We start from the raw sequence: 12314 nt of genomic DNA, 5'->3' as shown, positions 1-12314 counted from the left end.
CGTATGTGACCGTGATGGCGGTGCGGAGTCGCCGCCTTCGCATGACGCGCTGACCGAAGCGGCACTTCCGGGGCGTGCGCGGCACCCGGGGTGCTATGGGACGCGGTCAGCCGGGGGCCGGTGGCCGTCGGGTGCGGGGCCCCTGATTAGGCTCCGGGGCCATGGACGTACTCACCCATCTCTTCGTCGGCCTGCACATCATCGGCATCGCCTGCCTGCTCGGCGGCTTCCTCACCCAGATGAAGGCGATGGGCCAGGGCACCGCCCGGTTCGTGCCCGCCATGCTGCACGGCGCGCTGACCATGCTGGTCACCGGAGTGATCCTGGTCGGCCTCAACCAGGCCGACGACCACCACGTCAACAACATCAAGATCGGCGTGAAGCTGGCCCTGCTGATCGTCATCCTGGGACTGGTCTACGTGAAGCGGGACGAGGAGCGCGTCGACAAGAACCTGTTCGGCGTGGTGGGCCTGCTGACCACGGCGAACGTCTTCATCGCCGTGCTGTGGACGTGACGTACGGCAGCGTCAGACGCGGCCCGCCGCTCTGATCCCGGCGCGCGCCGTCACCACCGCGCCCGCGGCCACCGCCAGCCAGGCCGCGACGGCGACCCACAGCAGCACGTGCCCGGGGCCCCGCAGCCACGGGGTGCCGACGGCCGACGCCCCGGCCAGCGAGGCCACCGCCGTCATCCCCATCGGGAACACCGTCGACCAGCGGCGCACGTCGTAGCGCGGGCGGGGCCTGACCACCTCCGCGAGCACCAGGACGACGTAGCAGGCCAGGTCGAGGGCGAGCAGCCCCACGGTCACGTTGTGCAGGACGTCCTGGTCGTCCTCGTTCCACAGGTACAGCTCCGGGCCGCCTGCGGTGATCAGCTTCGCCCCGGCCAGCGCCGAGATGGCGAGCGCGCCGGCCAGCACCCAGTGGTCCCCGGCACCGTCGAGCACCTGCCGGGCGTCGAACCGGGCCAGCGCGACCAGATACAGGGCAAGCCCCAGCCAGAACAGCACCAGCGCCGTGTGCGCGAGCCACGCCGTCGACTCCGCGACGGCCAGGGTGGCGCCGAGCGCGGCGAGTCCCTGGGTGGCGACGCAGAGCAGGAACACCGCCCCGGGCATCCGCCGCCGCAGGCCCCGTCCGACGAGGAACAGCAGCACCGGCCAGAGCACGGCGGCCAGCGCGAGCAACGCCGCGGCAAGGGTGTGCCCGCCGAGCGCGGAGATACGGGTGCCGAGCACGGTCGTCGCGGCCACGGCGCTGAGCGCGCCCGGCGTCCGCGCGGCGGCCAGCCACCGCTGCCGGTCGCGCAGCATGCCCGCGGCGCAGTCAGCGGCCAGCGCCAGCCAGGCGACACAGCCCAGCGCCAGCGTGATCAGGGACAGGACCTCGTACCCGGTCAGGTGCAGCCCCACCGAGACGATGCCGGTCGCCATCACGGCGGCCCCGGCCGCCGGCGGACGCTGCGCCCACCAGGCGCGAAGGGGTGAGGTGCCGGGCATGCGCCCGATGCTAGGGAGCACCGGGCGCACCGACGGCGTGGCACGCGCGCGTACGTCGCAAAAACGCGCGGGCGCGGGACACGGAGGGATCAGGAACGCCGCCACGCGCGCGTGGGCGCGCAGCCCGACCGGCTCAGGCCGGCCGTACCACGCTGTGGATGATCGAGTCCCCCGCGTAGTAGATCGACTCCTCGCGGACGTAGGCGCCCGGCTTCGGGGCGTGGATCATCATGCCGTTGCCGATGTAGAGACCCACGTGGCTGACGTCGTCGTAGAAGAAGACCAGGTCACCGGGTTGTGCGTTGGCGAGGGAGACCGTGGTGCCGGCCTCGACCTGGCTGTAGGTGGTGCGCGGCAGGCTGACGCCCGCGGCCTTCCAGGCGGCCTGGGTGAGCCCCGAGCAGTCGTAGGAGTCGGGTCCGGTGGCGCCCCAGACGTACGGCTTGCCGATCTGCGCGCGGGCGAACGCGATCGCCTTCTCGGCCTTGGTGGCGTAGCCGGAGCCGGACGAAGACGAAGAAGACGACGAAGAGGAGGAAGGGGAAGAAGACGAAGAAGACGACGAGGAGTCCGTGGAGTTCGACGCGTCGCTCTTCTGCCGGGCCGCCTCCTGCTCCGCCTGCTTCTTGGCCAGCTCGGCCGCCTTCCGCGCGGCCTCCTGCTGCTTGCGCTTCTCGATCGCCGCGAGCCGTGCCTTCTCCTCCGCCGTCAGCTTGGACAGCAACTGGCGCGCGGTGGAGAGCTTCTTCTGGACGGTGGCCTTGGCGGTCTGGAGTTCGTCCTGCGACTCGGTCAGTGTCTCCAGGCTCTTCGTGGCCTCCCGCCGCTTCTTCATGGTCGTCGACTGCTCGGTGACGTAGTCGTCGACCGCGGTCTTCTGGCGCGAGGTCAGCCGGCTCATCAGCTGCGTCCGGTCGAAGTAGTCCTGCGGGGTGTCCGCGAGCAGGAAGGTGGCGGTGTCGGGGGCGGCGGCCCCGGTCCGGTACTGCGCGGCGGCGAACGCCCCCAGTTCCTCACGGGCCTTGTTGAGCCGGTCCGTGCGCCGGGCGACGTCGTCCAGGAGGGTGTCGACCTGCTTGCGCTGCTTGCCGGTCCTCTCCTTGGCCGCGTTGTACTTCTCGGTCGCCGACTCGGCCTGCCGGTACAGGTCGTCGACCTTCCTCTGCACCTCCTCCACGCTCGGCCGGTCGCCGTCGGGGGAGGGGGCGGCGTTCGCCGTCTGGGAGAGCAGGGCCACGGAGGTGAGGGCGGCGGTGGCCAGGGCGGGGGTCCGTATGCCGGCCGCGCGGGTACCCGCGGAGCGTGACTTGCGATGCGACGCCAAGGGAGGCGACTCCTTCCGTGTTCCGCCTACCGAGTTAGCTGTCGGGTTCGGGCGGGTGGTTCGGAAGGGTTGCCCTACGGCCGTTCCCCGCGCGGGGGTTGGGCCGATTCACCCCAAGGTCGGTGTGGGTCCCCGGCTCCGCGCACCATGCGGGCGCGCCGGACTCGGCGGAGGCCGTGCGGCCCGGCGACGTTCGCCGGTGGGGGTCGTACGGCCTGCCCGGCACGCTAGCCAACTCGTGTGGTCCCTGTGAAGGTTGATGGGTGATATGCCCGATACATTTTCGTGACCTGACGGAGGGATTCCGTCTGGGTGACAGGGTGATTCCGTACGGTGAGCGGTCTGTGCGGCCCGCGCCCGCACCGGATCCGCCGCAGGAACCGGCCGTCTTCCCGGGGCGGCGGCGGGTTGTCGGTGGCGCGGCCTAGACTCGGAGAGCGATGAGCAGCCTCTTTGACGACAGCTTCCTGGCGGACCTCCGAGCCCCCCGCGGGCAGGAGGAGGAGCCCCCGCCACCGCCCGAGGACGATCACGCTCCGGAGCCGGTTCCGGACGATCTGTTCGGCGGGAAGTTCGACGTGCCCCCGGACCGGGACTCCTACTACGGCAACGGCGCCCCACGGCCGGTCATCGACCCGGCCACGCTCCTGCACGGGCTGAACGAAAACCAGCGCGCCGCCGTCGTGCACGCCGGCTCCCCGCTGCTCATCGTGGCCGGCGCAGGCTCCGGCAAGACCAGGGTGCTCACCCACCGCATCGCCCATCTGCTGGCGGAGCGCAAGGTGCACCCGGGGCAGATCCTCGCGATCACCTTCACCAACAAGGCCGCGGGCGAGATGAAGGAACGCGTCGAGCAGCTGGTCGGCCCGCGCGTCAACGCGATGTGGGTGATGACCTTCCACAGCGCGTGCGTGCGCATCCTGCGCCGGGAGAGCAAGCGCCTCGGCTTCACCTCGTCCTTCTCGATCTACGACGCCGCCGACTCCAAGCGGCTGATGGCCCTGGTCTGCCGCGACCTGGACCTCGATCCGAAGCGCTTCCCGCCCAAGTCCTTCAGCGCCAAGATCTCCAACCTGAAGAACGAGCTGATCGACGAGGAGGACTTCGCCGCCCAGGCCGGCGACAGCTTCGAGAAGACCCTCGCCCAGGCGTACGCGCTGTACCAGTCCCGGCTGCGCGAGGCGAACGCGCTCGACTTCGACGACCTGATCATGACGACGGTCAACCTGCTGCGCGCCTTCCCGGACGTCGCCGAGCACTACCGCCGCCGCTTCCGCCATGTACTCGTGGACGAGTACCAGGACACCAACCACGCGCAGTACGCCCTGGTGCGCGAACTCGTCGGGACCGCCGAGCACCCCGTGGACGTGCCGCCGGGCGAGCACGACCTGCCGCCCGCCGAACTGTGCGTCGTGGGCGACGCCGACCAGTCGATCTACGCCTTCCGCGGCGCGACCATCCGCAACATCCTCCAGTTCGAGGAGGACTACCCGGACGCGACGACGATCCTCCTGGAGCAGAACTACCGCTCCACGCAGACGATCCTGTCCGCCGCCAACGCCGTCATCGAGCGCAACGAGTCCCGCCGCCCCAAGAACCTGTGGACCAACGCGGGCGCGGGCGCCACCATCACCGGGTATGTCGCGGACACCGAGCACGACGAGGCACAGTTCGTCGCCGACGAGATAGACCGGCTGACCGACGCGGGCGAGGCCAAGGCCGGCGATGTCGCCGTGTTCTACCGCACCAACGCCCAGTCCCGTGTCTTCGAAGAGGTCTTCATCCGCGTCGGCCTGCCCTACAAGGTCGTCGGCGGCGTCCGCTTCTACGAACGCAAGGAGGTCCGCGACGTCCTCGCCTATCTGCGGGTGCTGGCCAACCCGGAGGACTCGGTCCCGCTGCGCCGCATCCTGAACGTGCCCAAGCGCGGCATCGGCGAGCGCGCCGAGGCGATGATCGACGCACTCGCGCAGCGCGAGAAGATCAGCTTCTCGCAGGCGCTGCGCCGCGTGGACGAGGCGTACGGCATGGCCGCCCGGTCCACCAACGCCGTCCAGCGGTTCAACGCGCTGATGGAGGAGCTGCGCACCATCGTCGAGTCCGGCGCGGGCCCCGCGACCGTCCTGGAGGCGGTGCTCGAACGCACCGGCTACCTCGCCGAGTTGCAGTCCTCGACCGACCCGCAGGACGAGACCCGGATCGAGAACCTTCAGGAACTCGCCTCGGTGGCCCTGGAGTTCGAGCAGGAGCGCGGCGAGGGAGAGGCCGCGGGCGGTACGCTCGCCGACTTCCTGGAGCAGGTCGCGCTGGTCGCCGACTCCGACCAGATCCCGGACGAGGAGGAGGGCGACGGCGTCATCACGCTGATGACCCTGCACACCGCCAAGGGCCTGGAGTTCCCGGTGGTCTTCCTGACCGGCATGGAGGACGGCGTCTTCCCGCACATGCGCGCCCTCGGCCAGACCAAGGAACTGGAGGAGGAGCGCCGCCTGGCGTACGTCGGCATCACGCGCGCGCGGGAGCGGCTGTACCTCACCCGGTCCGCCATGCGCAGCGCCTGGGGGCAGCCCTCGTACAACCCGCCGTCGCGGTTCCTGGAGGAGATCCCGGCCGCCCATCTGGAGTGGAAGCGGACGGGAGCCGCGGCGCCCGTGTCGTCCGGACCGGCCTCCGGCATCGCGGCCTCGCTGTCGTCGTCCCGCTCCCGCTCCTCCGCGGCGGGCGGGTCCGGGTTCGCCACGCGCAGGACGTCGGAGAAGCCGGTGGTCTCCCTGGCCGTCGGCGACCGGGTCACGCACGACCAGTTCGGGCTCGGCACGGTCGTCGCCGTGGCGGGCACGGGGGACAAGGCCCAGGCGACGATCGACTTCGGAGACTCCAAGCCCAAGCGGCTGCTGCTGCGGTACGCGCCGGTGGAGAAGCTCTAGTCCCTTGAGCCGGGCCCCTGCCGACCGGCGGGGGCCCGCAGGACCGTGAGCCGGTGGGTCGGCGGTCTTACGTCGGGTCGACTCCGTGGCTGCGCAGCCACGGCAGCGGGTCGATCGCCGAGCCGCCGGCCGGGCGCACCTCGAAGTGCAGGTGCGGACCGGTGGAGTTGCCCGAGTTGCCGGAGTACGCGATCGGCTGCCCGGCCTTGACGGATGTACCGGAGACGACCCGGTAGCTGGAGAGGTGGCAGTACCACGTCTCCGTGCCGTCCTTCGCCGTCACGATCATCATGTTGCCGTAGGCGCTGTTCCACTCCGTGCGGACGGTGCCGTCCGTCGCGGCCATCACCGTCGTGCCGTACGAGACGGGAAAGTCGATACCGGTGTGCACGGACATCCAGTTCACGCCGGCCTGACCGAAGTAGGCGCTGAGCCCGTGCTGGGCGACCGGGATCGCGAACTTGGGGCGCAGCCGCTCCCTGAGCGCCGCCTCGGCCTGCGCCTTCTTCTTCTCGGCGTCCTGCTGGGCCTTGAGGTCGATGCGCTCCTGCGTACGGCTGGCCCGGTCGGCGAAGTCGTCGGCGCCGGCGGAGAGGCTTTCCAGCTGGGTGTCCAGCTTGTTGTTGGCCGCGGACGGTTTCACCGGCGTCGCATCGGAGGCGGAGGCGGTGGTGTCCGTGCCGTCGTCGGTCAGACCGCCCACCGAGGCGGCGGCGATACCGGCGACCCCCATCACACAGGCCGAGGGCACGGCGATGGTCAGCAGCGCGGAGCGTTTGGCGGGCGGGCGGCGCCGGGAGCGGGCCGCGGCGCGTGAGCCCGTGCGCGATGCGGGCGCCGGGGTGACCTCTTCCTGGTCGTCGAGCAGCGGCATCGCCGCGGGCAGTTCACCGGTGGCGGTCAACTCGCCCTGTTCCGGGGCGTGTTCCTCGTAGGCGGCCGGCGCGGCGTCCTCGTATCCGGCTTCGTCGTATGCGTTCTGCTCGTACGCGTTGTCCTCGTATGCGTTGTCCTCGTAGGAGTTCGCTTCGTAGGCGTTCGCGTCGTACGAGGTCTGCTCGAAGGTGCCGGTCGCGTGCTGGTCGAAGGGCTCGGCCCGCTGCTCGGACCCGGCGCCGTCGGAGTTCCACTGCGTGGCGTCGTACGCGCCGGTGTCGAACGCCTGGGTGCCCCACTCCCACTGCTGGGTCGGGTCGGCACCGCCGGACTGACCGGCCTGGAGCCAGGTGCCGGCGTCCCACTGACCGCTGGTCTCGGGCGATGAGCCCTGCTGCGGCAACGTCCACGCCGTGGCGTCGTAGGCACCGCTGTCGTACCCGGCCTGGTGCTGCGCCGCATAGGGGTCGTAGTTCAGGGTGGCGTGGGCCCCCGTCGACCACTGTGTGCTGTCGTACGCGCCGGTGGCCCCGGCCTCTCCCGGGAGGTTGCCGAAGAGGGGGTCGGCCTCGAAGGCCGCGGTGGCCTGCGGGCCCGACGGAAATCCGTTGGCGTCGTAGCCGCCGTGCGTGGTGAAGTCGCCGTACTGGGTTTCCTGTGCGCCGTACGACGCGTAGTGCGCCGAGGCCGCTTCGGAAGCCGGAGCCGGGGTGGTCAGGGTCCCCGACGGGTGACGGTCGTTCACCAACTTCTCTTTCGCCTCGACAACAGGGGCTGCCAGAGCAGTGCGGCGACTGTACCCGGCGGTATGCGGGCGCGACAATCTTCCGCTGGTTTCGCGTCCGCAGGAAACGGGCATTCGGCTGTGTTTCGGGGGACCGTGGACCCGGGTTTGGCCTTGTGTTCGAAGAGTGTTCGACGGCCGAGGGGTGTCCGGGAGCGTGAGCACGCCTGCTGCGGGACGCGCGGTCGCGTTGTGTGGCCGTGTTGTGCGCGTTGTGGCGGTCGTGTTGTGCGCTCGTGTCGGGGGTGGTTCTGGCGGCCGGGTCGGCGGTCCCGGCCGCGTCGGGAGGCCCTGAAGCGGGCGCTCTGGAAGGCGGACGGGAACGGGTCGGGCGGCCCCGAAGCCGGTCGGGAACGGGGCCGGGTGTCGGTCGGAGCCTGGTCGGGAGCCGGGTCGGGCGGCGGCCGATCGGGGGCCCCGGGCCGCCCGCAGCCCGCCGCCGGCTCTCGGCCCGCCGCTCGCTCTCCGCTCGCTCTCCGCCCTGCGCGCTCCGTCCTCCGCGCTCAGGCCACGGTCAGCCCGGCGGGACCGGAGACGACGCCCGTGTCCGTCGGCCCGGCGTCGAGCGCCTGCCGTATGCGCGCCGCGACCGCGGGGTGCACCGGCAGGGCGAGGTGCCCTATCCCGGTCACCGGCACGTTCTCCGCCAGCAGGTCGGGATGGTCGAGGCAGGCGCTCTCCAGCGGGTCCATCACCGAGTCGAGGTCGCTCCAGAAGCTGACGAACCGCGTACCGCAGTCGGGCGCGGGCAGGGCCAGCTCCTCGATGACGTCGGAGCCGGGCCGCATCTGGCGCACGATCGGGTGGGCGTTCGCGAGCGGCACGGCCCGGGTGCCGGAGTGCGGGGTGCCCAGCGTCACCAAGGTGCGGATCCGGTTGTGACCGCTCAGGCGCTGTACGTAGTAGCGCGCGATCAGCCCGCCCAGGCTGTGCCCCACGATGTCCACCTGCGGGCTGCCGGTGCGCGCGCAGATCTCCTCGATGTGCCTGCCGAGCAGTTCAGCCGCGGTACGTATGTCGCAGGTCAGCGGAGAGTAGTTGAGTGACTGCACGTGGTGGCGGCCCTGCTGGGCGAGATGGCGGCGCAGCAGGACGAAGACAGATCGGTTGTCGATGAAACCGTGCAACAGCACGACCGGGAGTTCTGGCCGGGCCGGCAGCTGCGCGGCGCCGTTCGGCGGGGACGGGGCCTGGGAGCGGCGTTCCTGGATGATGCCGGTCGGATAGAGGAGGAGGTGTCCCGCGAGAATCGTGACCTCCAGGGCGGTCGCCTTGAGGAGGGTCACGGAGAGTCCCGCCAGTCTGGCCGGCAGGAGGAGCTGGTAGAGCGGACGAAGGGGCTGCACTGCCCTGGTGACCATCATGGCCGACCTCCTGTCGGCACACAGGAGGACGTCTCTGTCCCCCGTGTGCCCTTATGGGAAGCCGTGCGCAGGGTGATCGAGGGTGCGTGCCGTGCACGCCGCGTGCCTTTCGTGTCCCTGCGGACCACGCTGCGGCTCCCGAACATGTCCCACTGTGTGATTTCCCCCTCGGTCGCCGCCGTAAAACTGCCGGTTGCGGGATGCTGGGGATAACGCCCGTTCACTTCGCGGCCGGTGGCGGACCACGCGGACTGTGCGGTACTTGTCGGTACGGATGGATCTAATCGCTTCATGGAGGCAGTGATGGGTGTGACAGCCGGTCCGATCCGCGTCGTGGTGGCCAAGCCGGGGCTCGACGGTCATGACCGTGGGGCCAAGGTCATCGCGCGGGCGCTGCGCGACGCCGGCATGGAGGTCATCTACACCGGGCTCCACCAGACGCCGGAGCAGATCGTCGACACGGCGATCCAGGAGGACGCGGACGCGATCGGTCTGTCCATCCTCTCCGGTGCGCACAACACCCTGTTCGCGGCCGTCATCGAACTCCTCAAGGAGCGCGACGCCGGGGACATCCTGGTCTTCGGCGGCGGCATCATCCCCGAGGCGGACATCGCGCCGCTCAAGGAGAAGGGCGTCGCGGAGATCTTCACTCCGGGCGCGACCACGGCGTCGATCGTGGACTGGGTCCGGGAGAACGTACGGCAGCCGGCCGCGTCCGGCGGCTGACCCCGACGGGCCGCTTCCGCGGTTCGGGCCGTCGGGCGGCTCGGGCTGCTTGCGGCCGCTCCTGCCGGTGCGTTCGCGCTTTCGTTGCTTGAGCCGGGGCAGCGGGATGAGCCGAACGAGGGAAGTGAGGGGCCCAACTCCCGGTGCCGCGAGGCGAGAAGACCTGGCACCCGATGCCGCAGTACAGGTGACTCAGGCACTCGGTGCCGCGGCATACGCGTTCTGGCACCGGGTGCCGCGGCGCGGAAGCCCCCGGCACCGGGTGCCGCCCCGTCAGAAGCCAAGGCGAGCCCGCCGCGACGGCCCCGGCTGCGAGCCCGGCCGTCTTCGAACCCCACGCCGCCGAAGCAATCCACCGTTCGGCTTACCCCGCAGAGCTACCCGACAGCTGCCGCCCGTCCCGGCTCGCCGCGCACCTGAGGCGTGCGCGGTTCGTCCCTGCCGTCGCGGCCACCGAGGCGGGCGTTGTTCGTCCGCGCTGTGGCGCGCCGACACGGGTCCGCATTCGCTCTGTTCCTGGGGCGGGCGCTTTTCGGTCCGTGCCGCCGTCGTCACGGAGTCGGGCGTGGTTCTGCCCGCTCGCGGAAGTGCCGAGAGTGGTCCGATCCTGAGGTGGGCGGGGTTCGGCCGTGCTGTGGTGCGTCGGCGCGGGTCCGTATGCTCCGCGTCTGCGGCGGGCGGTGTTCGGTGGCGTCGTGGTGGTGCCCGGCAGGGCCGGTCGGCTCGCCCCGGCGCGTCCGCGCCGCCCGGTGGCGTTCCGTGCGGACGCGGCGGCGTACCGAGCGGGTCGCGCCGGCGTTCCGTGCGGGTCGCGGGTCGCGGGTCGCGGGTCGCGGGTCGCGGGTCGTGGGTCGTGGGTGGTGGGTGGTGGGTCGCGGGTGGTGGCGTGCTCGCCTGATGCCTCGGGCGGGGGCCGCACGCGCGGGGGCCTCAGGCGGTGGCCGGTGTCAGTTCCCGGGCCATGTCGGCGCGCAGCCGCAACGTGGTCACCAGCCGCTGGAATGCCTCCGCCCAGTAGCCGCCGGCGCCTGGTGACGCGTCCTCCCGCTCGTCCGGCACCGCCAGCAACCCGTCCAGCCGCGCGGCCTCCGCGGGATCCAGACACCGCTCGGCGAGCCCCATCACCCCGCTGAAGCTCCAGGGATAACTCCCCGCGTCCCGCGCGATGTTGAGCGCGTCCACCACCGCCCGCCCGAGCGGCGCCGCCCAGGGCACGGCACACACACCGAGCAGCTGGAACGCCTCGGACAAGCCGTGCGTAGCGATGAACCCCGCCACCCAGTCGGCCCGTTCCGCCGCACCGAGCGTGCCCAGCAGCTTCGCCCGCTCGGCGAGGGACACCGCTCCCGGCCCGCCCGCCTCGGGCACGGCGGGCGTCCCGAGCAGCGCCCGGGACCACTCCGGGTCCCGCTGCCGCACCGCCGCCCGGCACCAGGCCGCGTGCAGCTCGCTCTGCCAGTCGTCCGCCACCGGCAGCTCCACGATCTCCCGGGGCGTGCGTCCGCCGAGCCGCCGCGGCCAGGTCCCGAGCGGTGCCGCCTCCACCAACTGGCCCAGCCACCAGGACCGTTCCCCTCGACCCGCGGGGGGCTCGGCCACCACGCCGTCCCGCTCCATCGAGGCATCGCACTCCAGCGGCGCCTCCACCACGATGGCCGGCGCGCCGCGCGTGTGGTCGACCGACACACAGGCACCGGCGCGGACCGCCATCCGCGCCGCCAGCGCCGAACCGGGCAGCGCGGACAGCAACTCGGCCGCCATCGCCCGCACATTGCGGCTCCGGTCGGCCAACGCCCGCTCCAGGAACGGCTCGTCCTCGGCTGACAGCCCCGAACGCAGCGAGTCGAGGAACATCAGCCGGTCCTCCGCCCGCTCGGTCGCCCACGTCACCCCCAGCAACTCGCGTGCCGCCGCGGGCCGCACCGCCCGTATCGCGGCGAGCAGTGCGACCCGCTCCGCGAACAGCCCCTCCTCCCACAGCCGTTGCACGCCGTCGGCGTCATCGAGGTCGGGCAGCGCCGCGCCGCCGCCCGGTGCCGCGCGCAGCGCGAACCGCCAGTCCGGGTTCAGCCGGGCCAGCCACAACCCCCGCGGCCCCGCGAACGCGAGCGCCGCGGGACGCAGGTCCGTGCGCCCCCGGGCCGCGTCCAGCAGCGCGGGCAGTGTCTTCGGCGGGGCGGCGTAACCGTGCGCGTTCGCCGTCGCCAGCCACTGGGGCAGCAGCTCCATCAGGTCCGGCGAGGCGCCCCGGCGACCGCCGCCCGTGCCGGAACGGTCGGCCAGCAGCAGGGCGAGCCGCCGGGCCGCGGCGGCGGGCAGGGCGGGGCGCGGATCCTCGGCGGCCGGCTCCGGTCTGCGGGCCGCCGCGGCCGGACGCAGCCCGGCCCGCCGCCGTACGGTCGCCAGGGCCGCCGCGTCCAGCAGCGCCACCGGTGCCGCACGGTCCGGCCCGCCCCCGGCGAGCGGGCGCCGATCGGTGCCGAGCAGCGCCGTGGTGACCAGGTCCTCCCAGGAGCCCACGGCGAACGCGGAGCCCACGGCGAACGCGCCGTCAGCGGCGTCCCTGCCGTCAGCGGCGTCCCTGCCGTCGGCGGTGTCACTGCCTTCCGCGGTGCCGCTGCCTTCCGCGGTGCCGCTGCCGTCCGAGGTGCCGCTGCCGTCCGAGGTGCCGCTGCCGTCCGAGGTGGCTATCGCGTCCCTGCGGTCGGTGGGGTCTTGGGCGACGCGGTCCTGGGCATCCGCGGTCTCCAGGGCGTCCGTTGCGTCCGGCAGAGCGGCCGCACCCCGCACCGCAGCGCTGCTCCCGTTCAT

General features: G+C 72.2%; 8 protein-coding genes and 1 riboswitch. Of the genes, 3 read left to right on the top strand and 5 right to left on the bottom strand.

Annotated elements, in window-relative coordinates; genetic code table 11:
* The first annotated feature begins 161 nt into the window (after positions 1–161).
* Positions 162–515, top strand: coding sequence for a hypothetical protein (locus ACIRFL_RS03335; protein ID WP_404023469.1), 354 nt, complete (start codon positions 162–164; stop codon positions 513–515).
* 12 nt (positions 516–527) lie between these two features.
* Here the strand turns inward: ACIRFL_RS03335 and ACIRFL_RS03330 are convergent, their stop codons facing one another.
* Positions 528–1502: a tellurite resistance/C4-dicarboxylate transporter family protein gene (locus tag ACIRFL_RS03330; protein WP_404023468.1), complete on the bottom strand. Its 975-nt coding sequence runs from the start codon at positions 1500–1502 to the stop codon at positions 528–530.
* Positions 1503–1635: 133 nt separating this feature from the next.
* Positions 1636–2826 (bottom strand): NlpC/P60 family protein, encoded by a 1191-nt coding sequence (locus ACIRFL_RS03325; RefSeq protein WP_404023466.1) that lies wholly within the window; start codon positions 2824–2826, stop codon positions 1636–1638.
* An 8-nt stretch (positions 2827–2834) separates the two neighbouring features.
* Positions 2835–3006: riboswitch (cyclic di-AMP (ydaO/yuaA leader) on the bottom strand.
* Between the two features lie 260 nt (positions 3007–3266).
* On the opposite strand from ACIRFL_RS03325, the gene pcrA reads away from it, so the two are divergent.
* A complete protein-coding gene (gene pcrA / locus ACIRFL_RS03320) occupies positions 3267–5753 on the top strand; it encodes a DNA helicase PcrA (protein WP_404023465.1) in 2487 nt (828 codons plus the stop codon).
* A gap of 67 nt (positions 5754–5820) precedes the next feature.
* On the opposite strand, the gene ACIRFL_RS03315 is transcribed toward pcrA, so the two are convergent.
* Positions 5821–7374: a M23 family metallopeptidase gene (locus ACIRFL_RS03315; protein ID WP_404023464.1), complete on the bottom strand. Its 1554-nt coding sequence runs from the start codon at positions 7372–7374 to the stop codon at positions 5821–5823.
* 542 nt (positions 7375–7916) lie between these two features.
* A complete protein-coding gene (locus ACIRFL_RS03310) occupies positions 7917–8777 on the bottom strand; it encodes an esterase/lipase family protein (protein ID WP_404023463.1) in 861 nt (286 codons plus the stop codon).
* Between the two features lie 303 nt (positions 8778–9080).
* On the opposite strand from ACIRFL_RS03310, the gene ACIRFL_RS03305 reads away from it, so the two are divergent.
* A complete protein-coding gene (locus tag ACIRFL_RS03305) occupies positions 9081–9503 on the top strand; it encodes a cobalamin B12-binding domain-containing protein (protein WP_404023462.1) in 423 nt (140 codons plus the stop codon).
* A 930-nt stretch (positions 9504–10433) separates the two neighbouring features.
* Here ACIRFL_RS03305 and ACIRFL_RS03300 read toward each other — a convergent pair.
* A complete protein-coding gene (locus ACIRFL_RS03300; RefSeq protein WP_404023461.1) occupies positions 10434–12314 on the bottom strand; it encodes a DUF5691 domain-containing protein in 1881 nt (626 codons plus the stop codon).

The organism is Streptomyces sp. NPDC102462, assembly GCF_044765425.1.
Classification (GTDB): Bacteria; Actinomycetota; Actinomycetes; order Streptomycetales; family Streptomycetaceae; genus Streptomyces.
Note: the sequence above shows the minus strand (reverse complement) of the source record. Positions and strands in the feature narration are given on the sequence as shown.

Bases quoted from the DNA above. Each gene is read 5' to 3' on its own strand.
- ACIRFL_RS03330 (WP_404023468.1), bottom strand. From the start codon at position 1,502: ATGCCCGGCACCTCACCCCTTCGCGCCTGGTGGGCGCAGCGTCCGCCG.
- ACIRFL_RS03305 (WP_404023462.1), top strand. From the start codon at position 9,081: ATGGGTGTGACAGCCGGTCCGATCCGCGTCGTGGTGGCCAAGCCGGGG.
- ACIRFL_RS03335 (WP_404023469.1), top strand. From the start codon at position 162: ATGGACGTACTCACCCATCTCTTCGTCGGCCTGCACATCATCGGCATC.
- ACIRFL_RS03300 (WP_404023461.1), bottom strand. From the start codon at position 12,314: ATGAACGGGAGCAGCGCTGCGGTGCGGGGTGCGGCCGCTCTGCCGGAC.
- pcrA (WP_404023465.1), top strand. From the start codon at position 3,267: ATGAGCAGCCTCTTTGACGACAGCTTCCTGGCGGACCTCCGAGCCCCC.
- ACIRFL_RS03310 (WP_404023463.1), bottom strand. From the start codon at position 8,777: ATGATGGTCACCAGGGCAGTGCAGCCCCTTCGTCCGCTCTACCAGCTC.